The sequence below is a fragment of the Micromonospora sp. DT178 genome, assembly GCF_049841695.1.
In the GTDB taxonomy this organism is placed as follows: Bacteria; Actinomycetota; Actinomycetes; order Mycobacteriales; family Micromonosporaceae; genus Micromonospora.
This window is the reverse complement of sequence record NZ_JBNCKV010000003.1, coordinates 470,355-485,421: the sequence shown is the minus strand read 5'-3', so window position 1 is coordinate 485,421 and position 15,067 is coordinate 470,355. Positions and strand designations below refer to the sequence as shown.

Annotated in this window: 13 protein-coding genes; 10 read left to right on the top strand and 3 right to left on the bottom strand. The window is 75.1% G+C overall.

The window, feature by feature from the left end; genetic code table 11:
• The coding region (locus ACLQ22_RS08805) for an electron transfer flavoprotein subunit alpha/FixB family protein (RefSeq protein ID WP_425691781.1) at window positions 1-819 on the top strand (819 nt) is incomplete at its 5' end.
• Between the two features lie 171 nt (window positions 820-990).
• Window positions 991-3,699: an HAD-IC family P-type ATPase gene (locus tag ACLQ22_RS08800; RefSeq protein ID WP_425691780.1), complete on the top strand. Its 2,709-nt coding sequence runs from the start codon at window positions 991-993 to the stop codon at window positions 3,697-3,699.
• 117 nt (window positions 3,700-3,816) lie between these two features.
• Here the strand turns inward: ACLQ22_RS08800 and ACLQ22_RS08795 are convergent, their stop codons facing one another.
• Together ACLQ22_RS08795 and ACLQ22_RS08790 are read right to left on the bottom strand one after the other, a co-directional pair.
• A complete protein-coding gene (locus ACLQ22_RS08795; protein WP_425691779.1) occupies window positions 3,817-4,602 on the bottom strand; it encodes an anti-sigma factor in 786 nt (261 codons plus the stop codon).
• Entirely contained in the window at window positions 4,556-5,158 is a 603-nt protein-coding gene (locus ACLQ22_RS08790) for an RNA polymerase sigma factor (protein ID WP_366638220.1), read from the bottom strand. The genes ACLQ22_RS08795 and ACLQ22_RS08790 overlap by 47 nt, the downstream gene beginning before the upstream one ends.
• A 230-nt stretch (window positions 5,159-5,388) precedes the next feature.
• Between ACLQ22_RS08790 and ACLQ22_RS08785 the strand changes: the two genes are divergently transcribed.
• The 7 genes from ACLQ22_RS08785 to ACLQ22_RS08755 all read left to right on the top strand — a co-directional run bounded on the left by ACLQ22_RS08785 (window position 5,389) and on the right by ACLQ22_RS08755 (window position 11,946).
• On the top strand, window positions 5,389-6,219 hold the full coding sequence (locus ACLQ22_RS08785) for a DUF4397 domain-containing protein (protein WP_425691778.1): 831 nt from the start codon (window positions 5,389-5,391) through the stop codon (window positions 6,217-6,219).
• Window positions 6,216-6,872 (top strand): class F sortase, encoded by a 657-nt coding sequence (locus tag ACLQ22_RS08780; protein ID WP_425691777.1) that lies wholly within the window; start codon window positions 6,216-6,218, stop codon window positions 6,870-6,872. The genes ACLQ22_RS08785 and ACLQ22_RS08780 overlap by 4 nt, the downstream gene beginning before the upstream one ends.
• Before the next feature lie 121 nt (window positions 6,873-6,993).
• Window positions 6,994-8,169: a cysteine desulfurase family protein gene (locus tag ACLQ22_RS08775; RefSeq protein ID WP_425691776.1), complete on the top strand. Its 1,176-nt coding sequence runs from the start codon at window positions 6,994-6,996 to the stop codon at window positions 8,167-8,169.
• 188 nt (window positions 8,170-8,357) lie between these two features.
• Entirely contained in the window at window positions 8,358-9,431 is a 1,074-nt protein-coding gene (mnmA, locus tag ACLQ22_RS08770; RefSeq protein WP_425691775.1) for a tRNA 2-thiouridine(34) synthase MnmA, read from the top strand.
• A 40-nt stretch (window positions 9,432-9,471) separates the two neighbouring features.
• Window positions 9,472-10,476, top strand: coding sequence for a methionine synthase (locus ACLQ22_RS08765; protein ID WP_425691774.1), 1,005 nt, complete (start codon window positions 9,472-9,474; stop codon window positions 10,474-10,476).
• A 35-nt stretch (window positions 10,477-10,511) separates the two neighbouring features.
• Window positions 10,512-10,871 carry a VOC family protein gene (locus ACLQ22_RS08760; protein WP_425691773.1) on the top strand — a complete coding sequence of 120 codons (360 nt, stop codon included), beginning with the start codon at window positions 10,512-10,514 and terminating at the stop codon, window positions 10,869-10,871.
• Window positions 10,872-10,944: 73 nt separating this feature from the next.
• The gene (locus ACLQ22_RS08755) at window positions 10,945-11,946 is read left to right on the top strand and encodes an ADP-ribosylglycohydrolase family protein (protein ID WP_425691772.1); all 1,002 of its coding nucleotides are present in this window, start codon (window positions 10,945-10,947) and stop codon (window positions 11,944-11,946) included.
• A 169-nt stretch (window positions 11,947-12,115) separates the two neighbouring features.
• Here ACLQ22_RS08755 and ACLQ22_RS08750 read toward each other — a convergent pair whose 3' ends face one another.
• The gene (locus tag ACLQ22_RS08750) at window positions 12,116-12,646 is read right to left on the bottom strand and encodes a type II toxin-antitoxin system PemK/MazF family toxin (RefSeq protein ID WP_425691771.1); all 531 of its coding nucleotides are present in this window, start codon (window positions 12,644-12,646) and stop codon (window positions 12,116-12,118) included.
• Between the two features lie 198 nt (window positions 12,647-12,844).
• Between ACLQ22_RS08750 and ligA the strand changes: the two genes are divergently transcribed.
• Window positions 12,845-14,980, top strand: coding sequence for an NAD-dependent DNA ligase LigA (ligA, locus tag ACLQ22_RS08745; protein WP_425691770.1), 2,136 nt, complete (start codon window positions 12,845-12,847; stop codon window positions 14,978-14,980).
• Window positions 14,981-15,067 lie beyond the last annotated feature (87 nt).

Below are 15,067 nucleotides of genomic sequence, written 5' to 3'. Positions count from 1 at the left end.
AGCGCCAGGCTGGGCGAGTACGGCGCGGAGAAGATCTACGCGGCCGAGAGCGAGGAGATCGACGGCTACCTGGTGGCGCCGAAGGCGACCGTCGTGGCCGAACTGGTGTCGCGGGTGCGGCCGGCCGCGGTGCTGCTGGCTTCGTCGCAGGAGGGCAAGGAGATCGCCGCCCGGCTGGCCGTCAAGCTGGACAACGGCATCCTGACCGACGTGGTCGGCCTGGCCGCCGACGGCACCGCCACCCAGGTGGCGTTCGCCGGCTCCACGATCGTCACGTCGAAGGTCACCCGTGGTCTGCCGCTGGTGACGGTGCGGCCGAACTCGGTCAACCCGACGCCGGCGGCGGCCAGCCCGGCGGTGGAGCAGCTCACCGTCGCGGTCACCGACACCGACAAGCTGGCGAAGGTCGTGGACCGGGTGGCCGAGCAGAAGGGCTCGCGTCCGGAGTTGACCGAGGCCGGCATCGTGGTCTCGGGTGGTCGTGGTGTCGGTAACGCCGACAACTTCAAGCTGGTCGAGGAACTGGCCGACCTGCTCGGTGGTGCTGTCGGGGCGTCCCGCGCGGCGGTCGACTCCGGGTACTACCCGCACCAGTTCCAGGTGGGTCAGACCGGTAAGACGGTGTCTCCGCAGCTTTACGTCGCGCTTGGTATCTCGGGTGCGATCCAGCACCGGGCCGGTATGCAGACGTCGAAGACGATCGTCGCGGTCAACAAGGACGGCGAGGCGCCGATCTTCGAGTTGGCCGACTTCGGTGTGGTGGGCGACCTGTTCAAGATCGTCCCGCAGGCCGCGGAGGAGATCCGCAAGCGCAAGTGAGCTGACGTCCGTCCGCGCGAGGGCCGGGAACCGCGACACGGTTCCCGGCCCTCGCCGTTTCTCCGGTCGCCGCCCGGAACGACCCACGGCCCCCACGCCGACCTGCGACGATGGAGACGCTCTCCCCGGGTACCCGGTGCGGCCGTCCCCGTGCGGAACAGGAGTGTGCCGATGCCGGCCAGGACGTCCGAGGGTGACCACCACGCGCTCGCCGTGCACGAGGTCGTGCTGCTGCTCGGGACCGACACCGAGCACGGGCTGACCGACGAGGAGGCGGCGGCCCGGCTCCAGCGGTACGGGCCCAACGTGCTGCCCAGCGCCACCGGGGGCGGGGTCCTGCGCCGCCTGCTGCGGCAGTTCCACAACCCGCTGATCTACGTGCTGGTCGCCGCCGGCGTGGTCACCCTGCTGCTCGCCGAGTACGTCGACTCGGCGGTGATCTTCGGGGTGGTGCTCGTCAACGCCGTCGTCGGCTTCCTCCAGGAGTCCCGTGCGGAGGCGGCCCTCGACGCGCTGCGGGCGATGGTGCGTACGCAGGCCCGGGTGCTGCGCGGCGGCCGGCAGCGCCACGTGCCGTCGGACGACGTGGTCCCCGGGGACCTGGTGCTGATGGAGGCGGGGGAGAAGGTGCCCGCCGACCTGCGGCTGGTCCGCGCCGCCGAACTGCGGGCCGACGAGTCGGCGCTGACCGGCGAGTCGCTGCCCGTACGCAAGGACGAGCTGGTCGTACCGGCCGAGACGCCGGTGGCCGACCGCCGCAACCTGCTCTACTCCGGCACCCTGCTCACCGGCGGCACGGCCGTCGGCGTCGCGGTCGCCACCGGGGCGGAGACGGAACTGGGCCGGATCCACCGCCTGGTCGGCGGCGCGGAGGTGCTGGACACGCCGCTGACGGTCAAGCTCGCCCGGTTCAGCCGCCTGCTCACCGTGGCGATCCTGCTCCTCGCCGCGGTGACCTTCGGCATCGGCGTGGTGCGGGGGCAGGACGCCGGCGAGACGTTCACCGCCGCCGTGGCGCTGGCCGTCGGCGCGATCCCGGAGGGGCTGCCCGCCGCCGTGACGATCACCCTGGCGATCGGCGTGTCCCGGATGGCCCGCCGCCGGGCGGTGATCCGGCGGCTGCCGGCGGTGGAGACGCTGGGCAGCACCACGGTGATCTGCACCGACAAGACCGGCACCCTCACCGAGAACCAGATGACGGTCCAGGTGCTCTGGACGCCGCAGGGGCGCTACGAGGTCGGCGGGACCGGCTACGCCCCGACCGGCGAGATCCGGGACCCCGGGGGCGGCCCGGCCCCGACCGGGGAGGGCGCGTTGCGCTGGTCGCTGCTGGCCGGCGTGGGCTGCAACGACGCCCGGCTGGACGAGCGGGATGGGCGGTGGGTCGTGCTGGGCGACCCCACCGAGGGGGCGATGCTGGTGGCGGGCGCCAAGGTGGGGCTGCACGCGCACGAGGTCGCCACGGAGCTGCCCCGGGTGGCCGCCGTCCCGTTCACCTCGGAGCGGCAGTTCATGGCGACCCTGCACGAGCGTCCCGACGGCGGGCGGATCGTGCTGGTCAAGGGGGCCGTGGAGCGGGTGGTCGAGTGGTCCGGCTCGGCGGCGCGTCCCGACGGCTCGACCGGACCACTCGACGCCCCGGCCGTGCTGGCCGCCGCCCACGAACTGGCCGCCGAGGGGCTGCGGGTGCTCGCCACCGCGATGCGACCGGTCGGCCCGGCGGACGGGCTCGCGGAGGAGGAACTGGCCGGCACCCTGGTCTTCACCGGGCTGCACGCGATGCTCGACCCGCCCCGGGCCGCCGCCGCGGCGGCCGTCCGGTCCTGCCACCGCGCGGGGATCGACGTGAAGATGATCACGGGGGACCACCTGGCCACCGCCAGCGCCATCGCGTGCCGGCTCGGGCTGCTGCGTACCGAGCCCGGGCCGGGCGACGTGCTGACCGGCGCCGACCTGGCGGCGCTGCCCGCCGGGGAACTGCCCGCGGCGGTACGGCAGGCGTCGGTGTTCGCCCGCGTCTCGCCCGAGCAGAAGCTGCGGCTGGTGGAGGCGTTGCAGGCCGACGGCCAGGTGGTCGCGATGACCGGTGACGGGGTCAACGACGCCCCCGCGTTGCGGCAGGCCAACATCGGGGTGGCCATGGGCCGCAGCGGCACCGAAGTGGCCAAGGAGGCCGCCGACGTCGTGCTGACCGACGACGACTTCGCCACCATCGAGACGGCCGTCGCGGAGGGGCGCGGCGTCTTCGCCAACCTGACCAAGTTCATCACCTGGACGCTGCCCACCAACGCGGCGGAGGGGCTGGTCATCCTCGTCGCTATCGTGCTCGGCTCGGCGCTGCCGATCCTGCCGAGCCAGATCCTCTGGATCAACATGACCACGGCGGTGTTCCTCGGCCTGACGCTCGCCTTCGAGCCGAGGGAGCCCGGGATCATGGACCGCCCGCCCCGCGACCCGGGTCAGCCCCTGCTGACCGTCGCGCTGGTGGTCCGGGTGCTGCTGGTCTCCGCGCTGCTGGTGGTGGGCGCCTGGTGGCTGTTCGAGTGGGAGCGTTCCGGCGGGGCCGACCTGGCGCAGGCGCGCACCGCCGCGGTGAACCTCTTCGTCACCGTGATGGCGTTCTACCTGTTCAGCTGCCGCTCCCTGACCCGCTCGCCCTGGCGCCTGGGCCTGTTCAGCAACCGCTGGCTGATCGTCGGGGTGCTGGTGCAGGCCCTCGGCCAGCTCGCCCTGACCTACCTGCCGGTGATGAACGACCTGTTCCGCACGGCGCCCATCGACGGGCAGGCGTGGCTGCGGATCCTGGGCATCGCCGTCGTGGTCTCCGCCATCGTCGCGCTCGACAAGCGGTTCGGCCGCTTCGGCCGCCGGCTCGGCTGAGCCGCCGGCCGGGTCGCCGGGGCCGCCGGTCGCCTGGCGGGCAGCATCGCGACGCCGGCCGCCGGGGCGGGCGATGGGAGCTGATCGGCGGGCCGGGGAGCTGAGCCGGCCCGCCGATCAGCCCGTCAGGGTGCCCCTCAACAGGCTCTTGCCGGAGTGGGCGGTGTTGTTGTCGTACGCCTCGGCGGAGACGTCGACAACCGAGTATGCCTCAAGGTCCACGTTCGGCGGCAACGGCAGCAGTTCGTCCGTCGCGTCGCCGAGCACGCCGACCGAGAACATCTCCATGTTCCGCGGGTTGATGAGCCAGACCTCGTAGTACCCCGGGACGTCCGGGAGATTCGCCACGTGCAGGTGCAGCCGGCCGTTGTCGAAGACCCGGGCCTCGCCGTTGGCGTCCGGCGGCGTCTCGCCGTACGCCTTCAGCGGTGCGCTGGCCAGCACCACCCGCCGCGGCGCGGGCTCCGGCGTCGACCCGGTCGCGTCGAGCACGGCGACGGTGCCGACGACGCCGATCGCGGCGGCGGCCACCGCGGTCGCGGCGGTCACGGCCCAGCGCGACCAGCGCCCCCGCCTCGGCGCGAGGAGCACCGCGCCCGACCGGTCGGAGGGCGGTTCGCCCGAGGGGCGCTCGTCGGTCGACCGCTCGGCGCGCGGCCCGGGCAGTACCGGGAGGGACTCCGCCGCCCGGATCTCCGCGACGATGCCCTGCCAGACGTGCTCCGGCGGGTCGGGCAGGTCGTGCAGGCCCTGGGCGCCGGCGCCGAGGCCGGCCACGTGCTGGAGGGTCTCCATCTCCGCCCGGCAGTGCGCGCAGGTGTCGAGGTGGGTGTTCTCTCCGGCGTCCGCCTCGGTCTCACCGAGCGCCAGGAAGACCAGCCGGTCGTGGTCCAGGTGCGGCACCGTCCACCTCCCATCTGCGTTTCAAGCTCGCCATGCCGCGCCGGATGTGGCTCTTGACCGTGCCGAGCGGCACCCCGGTCACCGTCGCGATCTGCTGGTGGGTCAGGTCGTCGAAGAACGCCAACTCCAGCATGCGCCGCTGGTCGTCGGGCAGTCGGGCCAGCTCGTCGGCGACCACGAGCCGGTCGACCACCGTGTCCGGATCCGGGCCGGCCGGCGCCGACTCCGGCAGCTGCCGGACCGTCTCGACCACCCGGGTCTCCCGGGCGGAGGCCCGCAGCCGGTCGATGACCTTGCGCCGGCCGATGCCGAGCAGCCAGCCGACCAGCGAGCCCTTGGCCGGGTCGAAGGTGTCCCGCCCCAGCCAGGCGGCGACGAAGGTGGTCTGGGTCACGTCCTCCGCGTCGCTGCGGTTGGCCAACGTGCTGGTGGCCAGGTGCAGGACCGCCCGGCCGTACCGGTCGTACGCCTCCCGCAGCGCCAGCTCGTCGCCCGCACGGAAGCGGGCGGCCAGGTCGTCCACGGGTGGGTCCGGCTCCTGCCGTGCCGCTGTCACAGGGCGGATCGCCTTCCTGGGGGCATGCCCGACTGTAGCTCCCACAGCCATCGCCCCACCTCTCCGGTCGGTCTGGTCTCAGCAGCTCTTCGCTCCGCGGGCGGCGGACGGATGCGGCTGTGACGGACGAAAAGAAGTCGCCGCCGGCCGCATCCGGCGGTGGTGGACCGGGCGTAACTCGTTTTGCACACCAGGCCTGACGAACCAGTACCAATCACCAGGAGGCAGACATGCAGCTCTCGTACTTCCGTCGGGTCGCCGCGGGCGGCGCGGTCGCCGCGCTGACGTTCGCCGGAGCCGGCGCCCTCACCGCCACCCCCGCGTACGCCGCCTCGTCGAAGGTCTCCGTCGTGCACGGCATTCCGGACACCCCGGTCGACGTCTACGTCAACGGCGAGAAGACGCTGGACAACTTCAAGCCCGGCGACGTGGCCGGCCCGCTGAACCTCGAGGAGGGCGCGTACGACATCGCGCTCACCAAGCCCGGCGAGCCGATCGCCCAGGCCATCCTCAGCGTCGACGACGCCGCGGTGCCGGGCGGGGCGAACATCAGCCTCGCCGCCCACCTCGACGCCGCCGGCAAGCCGAAGATCACGCCGTTCGTCAACGACACCGGCAAGGTCGCCGCCGGCAAGGCCCGGCTGATCGTCCGGCACACCGCCGCCGCCCCGGCGGTGGACGTACGCGCCGGCGGCACCCCGGTCTTCGAGGGCCTCACCAACCCGAACGAGGCCAAGGGCGACGTCGACGCGGGCACCGTCAAGGCGGACGTGGTGCTCGCCGGCACCGACACCGTGGCGATCGGGCCGGCGGACCTCGACCTCAAGGAGGGCACCGCGACGATCGTGTACGCCATCGGCTCGGCCGAGGCGAAGAACCTGGGCGTCGTGGCGCAGACCATCACCGGTCTGCACTCGGCCCCGGCCGGGGTGCCCAGCGGCGACGGCGGCCGGGCCGGCACCGGCGTGGACACCTGGTGGTACGTGCTGACCGGCGCCGGCGTGCTGCTCCTGGTCGGCGGCGGGGCGCGGGTGGCCACCGCCCGGACCGGTCGCAGGTGACGGTGCGCCACCGCGGGGCGCTGGCGGCCGTGGCCGCCGGCGTCGCCGCGCTCACCGTCGCGACCGTGGTCGCCTGCGGCTCCCGGCCGGCCGGGAACGTCGGCGCGACCGAGGCCGCCGACCTGGCCGGCGCCGCCCCGAGCCCGCCGGCCGCCGGCCCGTCGGTGCCGGTGACCCGGGGCGAGCTGCCCGGCGGTACGCGGACCGTCCCGCCCGTACGGCTGGTCATCCCGGCCATCGGCGTCACCGCCACGGTCGACGCCGTGGGCATCAACGGCGCGACCGGCGAGTTCGAGGTGCCGCCCAGCGTGGACCGGATCGGCTGGTACCGCCACGGCCCGGGGCTGGAGGCGCGGGCGGGGTCGGTGGTCGTCGCCGGGCACGTGGACAGCGCCACCCAGGGCGAGGGGGCCTTCTTCCGGCTCCGGGAGCTGGACCGCGGCGACACCCTCGCCGCCACCGGCGGCGACGGCGTCCGCAGGGAGTACCGGGTCGTCGCCCGGGAGGAGTACCGGAAGACGAAGATCCCCCTGGACCGCTACTTCGCCCGGGACGGCAAGCCCCGGCTGACCCTGATCACCTGCGGCGGGCCCTTCGACGCCGAGGCACGCCGGTACCGCGACAACATCGTGGTCACCGCCGTGCCGGCCTGACCGGATCCCCGCTCCGGCTGCGGGCGCGGGGCCGGGGCGGGAGCGCACGCCCTCCGCCCCGGCCCCGCACGGCGTACTCCGGCCACCGCCGGGTCCGGCGCCGGTCGTAGGCTGAACCGTGATGGCTTACCTGGATCACGCGGCGACCACTCCGATGCTCGACGAGGCACTGGAGGCGTACGTCGCCACCGCCCGCGAGGTCGGCAACGCGTCCTCACTGCACGCGGCGGGCCGCCGTGCCCGACGGCGGGTGGAGGAGTCGCGGGAGCGGGTGGCCGCCGCGCTGGGCGCCCGGCCCTCCGAGGTCGTCTTCACCGGCGGCGGGACCGAGAGCGACAACCTCGCCGTGAAGGGCATCTTCTGGGCCCGCCGGTCCGCCGACCCCCGGCGGGACCGGGTGGTCTCCAGCGCCGTCGAGCACCACGCGGTGCTCGACGTGGTGGACTGGCTGGCCGACCACGAGGGCGCCGGCGTGGGCTGGCTCTCCGTCGACGCCGCCGGCCGGCTCAGCCCCGACGAGCTGCGTGCCGAGCTGGCCGCCCACGGCGACCGGGTCGCCGTGGTGACCGCCATGTGGGCCAACAACGAGGTCGGCACCGTGCAGCCGGTCGCCGAGCTGGCCGCGGTCGCCGCCGAGCACGGGGTGCCGTTCCACACCGACGCGATCCAGGCGGTCGGGCAGGTGCCGGTCGACTTCTCCGTCGACGGGGTCGCCGCGCTGACCGTGACCGGGCACAAGCTCGGCGGGCCGACCGGGGTGGGCGCCCTGCTGCTCGCCCGCGACGTGTCGGCCACCCCGCTGCTGCACGGCGGCGGCCAGGAGCGCGACGTGCGCTCCGGCACCCTCGACACGGCCGGCATCGTGGCCTTCGCGGTCGCCCTGGAGGCGGCGGTCAAGGGCCAGCAGGAGTACGCGGCCCGGGTCGCCGCGCTCCGCGACGACCTGGTCGAGCGGGTCCGGCACGCGGTGCCCGAGGTCGTCTTCAACGGCGACCCGACCGACCGGCTGCCGGGCAACGCGCACTTCTCCTTCCCCGGCTGCGAGGGCGACGCCCTGCTGCTCCTGCTGGACGCCCAGGGCATCGCCTGTTCGACCGGTTCCGCCTGCTCCGCCGGGGTGGCCCAGCCCTCACACGTGCTGCTCGCCATGGGCGCCGACGACGACCGCGCCCGCTCCTCGCTGCGCTTCACCCTCGGCCACACCAGCACCCCCGCCGACGTCGACGCCCTCATCGCCGCCCTCCCGGCCGCCGTCGAGCGCGCCCGCCGCGCCGCGGCCCTCCGCACCCCCCGCTGACCCCACCCCGCCCCGCGCCCCACCCCTGCGGCGATCATGCAGTTGTGGTGCCGAAGCATGACTTCCCGCGGCATTCGTCCCCCAGCACAACTGCACGATCGACGGGAGGACGGGGCGGGGAGGGCAGGTGGGTGGGTGGGGTGGGGGTGGGGCGGGGATAGGGTCGGTGGGGTGAAGGGAGTGAGCCGGTGAGGGTGTTGGCGGCGATGTCGGGCGGGGTCGACTCGGCGGTCGCGGCGGCGCGGGCCGTCGAGGCGGGGCACGACGTGACCGGCGTGCACCTGGCGCTGGCCCGCAACCCGCAGACCTACCGCACCGGCGCGCGCGGCTGCTGCACGTTGGAGGACTCCCGCGACGCCCGGCGGGCCGCCGACGTCATCGGCATCCCGTTCTACGTGTGGGACATGGCCGACCGCTTCCACGCCGACGTGGTGGACGACTTCGTCGCGGAGTACGCAGCCGGCCGTACGCCCAATCCCTGCCTGCGCTGCAACGAGAAGATCAAGTTCGCCGCGGTGCTGGACCGGGCCGTGGCCCTGGGCTTCGACGCCGTGGTCACCGGCCACCACGCCCGGCTCGGCGCGGACGGCCTGCTGCGTCGCAGCGTCGACCTGCCCAAGGACCAGTCGTACGTGCTGGCGGTGCTCACCCGCGAGCAGCTGGACCGGTCGATCTTCCCGCTCGGGGACTCGACGAAGGCCCAGGTCCGCGAGGAGGCCGCGCGGCGGGGGCTGGCGGTGGCCGACAAGCCGGACTCGCACGACATCTGCTTCATCGCCGACGGGGACACCCGCGGCTTCCTCGCCGAGCGGCTCGGCGAGGCGCCCGGCGCGGTGGTGGACGCCGCCACCGGCGCGGTGGTGGGCAGCCACACCGGCGCGTACGCGTACACGGTCGGGCAGCGACGCGGCCTGCACCTGGACCGCCCGGCGCCGGACGGACGGCCCCGCTACGTGCTGTCAATCACGCCGAAGACCAACACCGTGACGGTGGGCCCGGCCGAGGCGCTGGAGGTCTCCCGGGTGCGCGCCGAGCGTCCCGTGTGGACGGGTGGCCCGCGCCCCGACGCGCCGCTGGAGTGCGAGGTGCAGCTGCGGGCGCACGGGGACGTGGTGCCGGCGACCGTCGAGCTGACCGCCGACGGGCTGCGCGCCGAGTTGCGCCGCCCCGTCCGCGGGGTCGCCGCCGGTCAGGCCATCGTGGCGTACCGGCCGGACCCGGCCGGCGACGTCGTGCTCGGCTCCGCCACCATCGCCGGCTGACGACCCACCCGCCGATCCGCGGACCGGATAGTCTTCGGCCGTGACAGATCAGGTGTGGCCCTGGCCGGCCGGCGCGGCGACCGGCATCGGTTCGCTTCCCGGCACCGACATCGCCGAGGCGCAGCGGATCGTCCTCGGAGAGCTTCCCGCCCTGCCCCACCTGCCGGAGCTGCCGGCCCGGGGCCCCGGCGCCGACCTCATCGGCCGGACCGCCGGCCTGCTGGTCGAGCTGCCGGTGGAGCTGTACGCCGCCCGCTGGCGGATCGCACCGCGCCCGGGACGGGACGTGCGCCGCGCCCGTGACCTGATGGAACGCGACCTCGACCAGCTCGCCGAACAGGCCGAGGAGTACGCGGGGCCCGTCAAGGTCCAGGCCGGCGGCCCGTTGACCCTGGCCGCGTCCCTGGAGCTGCCGATCGGCGGCCGGATGCTGCGCGACCCCGGCGCGGTCCGGGACCTCACCAACTCGCTCGCCGAGGGGCTGCGCGGGCACGTGGCGGCGGTCGCCCGCCGGCTGCCGCGCGCCACCGTGCTGCTCCAACTCGACGAGCCGTCGATGCCGACGGTGCTCGCCGGGCGGGTGCCCACCGAGAGCGGGCTCGGCGCGTACCGGGCCGTGGATCCGAGCGTCGCCGCGTCGCTGCTGCGCACCGTCGTCGAGGCGGCCGGGGTGCCGACCCTGGTGCACTGCTGCGCGCCGGACGTGCCGCTGGAGCTGATCCGCTCGACCGGTGCCGTCGGCGTGGCCCTCGACCTCGGTCTCGTCACCGACCTGGACCCGCTGGGCGAGGCGATCGACGCGGGGCTCGGGCTGCTGGCCGGGGCCGCGCCCACCGGGCCGTCGGCCGCCGGTCGCGCGCCGACCTCGGCGCAGGTCGCCGACCGCGTACGCCAGCTCTGGGACCGCCTCGGGTTCCCCCGCCGGCGCCTCGCCGAGCAGGTCGTGGTGACCCCGGCCTGCGGCCTCGCCCACGCCACCCCGCAGTACGCGCGCGCGGTGCTCGCCGCCTGCCGGGACGCGGGACGGCGGCTCGCCGAGGACTGAGGTTTCCCGTCGTACGGGCGGGGCAGAAGGCCGACATGATCGGACAACTGCGCACCGTGGTCATCGACTGTCCCGACCCCGGGGCCCTGGCCGGTTTCTACTCGGAGCTGCTGGGCCTGCCCGTCGATCCCGACGCCAGCGACGACGGCTGGGTCGTGGTCGCCGGCTCGGGGCACCGCCTCGCCTTCCAGAAGGCACCCGACCTGCGCCCGCCGGCGTGGCCCGACCCGGAACGCCCCCAGCAGTTCCACCTGGACGTACAGGTGACGGACGTGGACGCGGCCGAGAAGCGGGTGCTGGCGCTCGGCGCCCGGCGGCTGCCCGGCGAGGGCGACGACTTCCGGGTCTACGCCGACCCGGCCGGCCATCCCTTCTGCCTGGTCTTCCCCGAGTGAGCCGACCCGGCACGCCGGCGCAGCCGACTCCGTCGAGTGGTGCGGGTTGCGGGCGGGCGGCATGATCGCGGGAATGATCGACACCTCGCTCCGGCGGGCCGCCGGCTCCCTCTTCGGCCTCGCCTACGGTGACGCGCTGGGCAAGCCGACCGAGTTCCTGACTGTCGCCGAGATCGTTCGCCGCTACGGGCCCGCCGGCCCGCGCGAGCTCGCCGGCGACCCGGCGCTGGTGACCGACGACACGCAGATGGCGCTGGCGGTCGGCTGGGCGCTGCACGACGCGCCCGCGCCGACCCCGGAGGCGGTGGAGCCGCTGTTGCGCCGCCGCTTCCTCGACTGGGCGGCCAGCCCGGAGAACAACCGGGCGCCGGGCATGACCTGCCTGCGCGCCTGCGCGGAACTCGGGCGTGGGGCGCGCTGGCAGGAGGCTACGGTGGCCGGCTCGAAGGGCTGCGGGGCCAACATGCGGGTCACCCCGGTCGGCCTGGTCGACGTCGACCTGGACACCCTCGCCGGGCTGGCCCAGCTCCAGGCGGGGCTGACCCACGGTCATCCGACCGGCCTGGCGGCCAGCGAGCTGACCGCGTACGCGGTGCGGCTGCTGCGCGACGGCGCGGCGCTGGCGGAGCTGCCCCGGCTGCTCGCCGAGCGGGCCCGCGACCAGCGGCGGGTCTACCGCGCCGACTGGCTCGGCGACCTGTGGCAGCGCCCCGGCGTGGACGCGCCGGAGGACTTCATCGCCCGGGGCTGGGACGAGTGCCTCGCGGTCCTCGACCGCCTCGACGCCGCCCTCGCCGGCCCGGACGACGGCGGCGACCCGTGCCGGCACACCGGCGAGGGGTGGATCGCCGAGGAGGCGCTGGCCACGGCCCTGTTCTGCGCGATCCGGCACGCCGACGACCCGGTGGCGGCGCTGGCCCGGGGCGCCACCACCGCCGGCGACTCCGACTCGATCGCCGCGCTGGCCGGCGCCTTCGTCGGCACCGCCCTGGGCATGGCGGCCTGGCCCGCCCCGTGGGCCGACCGCATCGAGTACGCCGACCAGCTCACCACCCTCGCCCGGGCCTGGGACTGACCCCGCCACGCCCGCGCCCGGGCCGGCGCCCCGCCCCGGTCGCGCGGACGGGATCCGTCGCACCCCGGGGCGCGCGGGCGGGATCCGTCGCACCCGGAGGCGCGCGGACGGGAACCGTCGCGCCCGGGGCGCGGGGGCGCGGTCGGCCCGGTCGGGGGTGCGCTGCGCCTCAGGCGCCGGGCAGGTGGGGCAGGCGGCGGATGCGGCGCCACAGGGCGGGATCGCAGGCGCCGGCGTGGCGGGAGAAGTCGGCGAGCGGGACGTGCGCCGGCTCGGCCAGGTCGACGAAGCTGTCGTGTTCGGCGTCGGGGTCCCACTCGCGGGTCGGGATGCGGACATGGTCGTCCCGGGCGCTCTTGTCCTGACTGGTGATCTTCAGGACGTCGGCTCCCCGGCTGTCGGCCCGCAGCACCAGGCAGGGCCGCACCTTCGAGCCGGTGCCGTCGGCGTACGGGACGTCGGCCCACCAGATCTCGCCGGGACGCGGCGCCCCGGCGGGGGACCGCTCGGCCGTACGCGGGCGGGGCGGCGCGGTGGAGCGGCCGGGACCGCCCGACGGCGTCCTGCGGCCGGGCCGGGTACCCGGCCGCCGGGGCGGACGCGGAGCGGCGTCCCGGCCGCCCCGTCGCCGGTCGTTCCACGCCCAGCCGGCGGCCACGGCCAGCACGATCGCCGCCGCCCAGAGCAGCCATTCCGGCATCCGTACCCCCGCCTGGTCAGTGGGCGCGGCGCGGACGCCGCGGGTGTGACGGCGGAGCGACCCGCCCCCGCGGCCCCGCCGTCCGGCGATCCTCGCACGGCCGGGGCCCCGGCGCCGGTCGGGCGCGACGGGTGGCCGGCGGACTGTCCCACCGGACCGCTACGGTGCCGGGGTAGCGGAATCACGGGAGGTCGCACGGTGTCCGAGGAAGCCATTGCCCAGCAGGTCACTCCGGCACAGGAGGCGGCGGCCGGTGCCGAGCCGACCCCCGACGCCCGGGAACGGCACGCCACGCTCAGCCAGGAGCTGACGGAACACCAGTACCGCTACTACGTGCTGGACGCGCCGACCATCCCCGACGCCGAGTTCGACCGGCAGCTGCGCGAGCTGGAGGCGCTGGAGGAGCAGTTCCCGGCGCTGCGCACCCCCGAGTCGCCCACCCAGCGGGTCGGTGGCACCTTCTCCACCGACTTCACCCCGGTGGCCCACGCCGAGCGGATGCTCTCCCTCGACAACGCCTTCACCGACGAGGAGCTGGCGGCCTGGGCCGAGCGGGTCGAGCGCGACGCGGGCGGGCCGGTGCCCTACCTCTGCGAGCTGAAGGTCGACGGTCTCGCCATCAACCTCACCTACGAACGCGGGCGGCTGGTCCGGGCGGCGACCCGGGGCGACGGCCGCACCGGCGAGGACGTCACCGCCAACGTGCGCAGCATCCGAGACGTGCCGGGCCAGCTCGCCACGTCGGCCGAGTTCGGCGACGTGCCGGAGTTCGTCGAGGTCCGCGGCGAGATCTACTTCCCGGTGGCCGCCTTCGCCGACCTCAACGCCGGGCTGGTCGAGCAGGGCAAGGCCCCGTTCGCCAACCCCCGCAACGCCGCCGCGGGCAGCCTGCGCCAGAAGGACCCGCGGATCACCGCCTCCCGGCCGTTGCGGCTGGTGGTGCACGGCATCGGCGCCCGCCGCGGCTTCAAGCCGGTGACGCAGTCCGAGTCCTACGCGGCGCTGAAGGCGTGGGGGCTGCCGACCAGCGACCGCTGGCGGGTGGTGCCCGACCTGGCCGGTGTCGCGGAATACACCGCCCACTACGCCGAGCACCGGCACGACGTCGAGCACGAGATCGACGGCGTGGTGGTCAAGGTCGACCCGGTCTCCATCCAGGGTCGCCTCGGCTCGACCAGCCGGGCGCCGCGCTGGGCGATCGCCTTCAAATACCCGCCGGAGGAGGTGAACACGAAGCTGCTCGACATCGACGTCGAGGTCGGGCGCACCGGCCGGGTCACGCCGCGGGCCGTCCTCCAGCCGGTCAAGGTGGCCGGCTCCACCGTCGCGTACGCCACCCTGCACAACGCCCGCGAGGTCGAACGCAAGGGCGTCCTGATCGGCGACACCGTGGTGCTGCGCAAGGCCGGCGACGTGATCCCCGAGGTGCTCGGCCCGGTGGTCGAACTGCGCCCCGCCGACGCCCGGCCGTTCGTCATGCCCACCACCTGCCCGGCCTGCGGCACGCCGCTCGCGCCGGCCAAGGAGGGCGACGTCGACATCCGCTGCCCCAACTCCCGCACCTGCCCCGGTCAGCTGCGCGAGCGGGTCTACCACCTCGCCGGCCGCAAGGTGTTCGACATCGAGGCCCTCGGCCACAAGGGCGCGGCAGCGCTGCTCGACGCCCAGGTCATCACCGACGAGGGCGACCTGTTCTCGTTGGACGAGAAGCAGCTCGCCCGCTCGCCCTTCTTCGTCAACAAGGACGGCACGCTCGGCAGCAACGCCGTCAAGCTGCTCGACAACCTGGCCGTGGCCAGGGAGCGCGACCTGTGGCGGGTGCTGGTGGGCCTGTCCATCCGGCACGTCGGCCCCACCGCCGCGCAGGCGCTCGCCCGGCACTTCCGCTCCGTCGAGGCGATCGACCGGGCCAGCGAGGAGGAACTCTCCTCGGTCGACGGCGTCGGGCCGACGATCGCGGCGAGCATCCGGGAGTGGTTCGCCGTCGACTGGCACCGCGAGGTGGTCCGCAAGTGGCGCGAGGCCGGCGTACGGATGGCGGAGGAGGCGGTCGACGAGGGGCCGCGCCCCCTGGAGGGGCTCACCGTCGTGGTGACCGGCACGCTGCCCGGGTTCAGCCGCGACCAGGCGTCCGAGGCGATCCAGAGCCGGGGCGGCAAGGTGAGCGGCTCCGTCTCCAAGAAGACGTCCTTCGTCGTGGTGGGCGAGAATCCCGGCTCGAAGGCCGACAAGGCGGCCAGCCTCAAGCTGCCGGTGCTGGACGAGGACGGCTTCCGGGTGCTGCTCGACGCCGGCCCGGAGGCCGCCCGGGAGGTCGCCCGCACCGAGGAGTGACGACCGGGCGCAAGCCGCCACCGGCCCGGCGGGGGCAGGTCGAGATACCAACTTAATTACGACTACGACCGATTCGCGACTGTCGTG

What these genes read in the sequence shown, in the direction of transcription:
- ACLQ22_RS08800 (WP_425691780.1), top strand. Translation starts at nt 991, where the DNA reads ATGCCGGCCAGGACGTCCGAGGGTGACCACCACGCGCTCGCCGTGCAC.
- ACLQ22_RS08785 (WP_425691778.1), top strand. Translation starts at nt 5,389, where the DNA reads ATGCAGCTCTCGTACTTCCGTCGGGTCGCCGCGGGCGGCGCGGTCGCC.
- ACLQ22_RS08775 (WP_425691776.1), top strand. Translation starts at nt 6,994, where the DNA reads ATGGCTTACCTGGATCACGCGGCGACCACTCCGATGCTCGACGAGGCA.
- ACLQ22_RS08760 (WP_425691773.1), top strand. Translation starts at nt 10,512, where the DNA reads ATGATCGGACAACTGCGCACCGTGGTCATCGACTGTCCCGACCCCGGG.
- ACLQ22_RS08755 (WP_425691772.1), top strand. Translation starts at nt 10,945, where the DNA reads ATGATCGACACCTCGCTCCGGCGGGCCGCCGGCTCCCTCTTCGGCCTC.
- ACLQ22_RS08750 (WP_425691771.1), bottom strand. Translation starts at nt 12,646, where the DNA reads ATGCCGGAATGGCTGCTCTGGGCGGCGGCGATCGTGCTGGCCGTGGCC.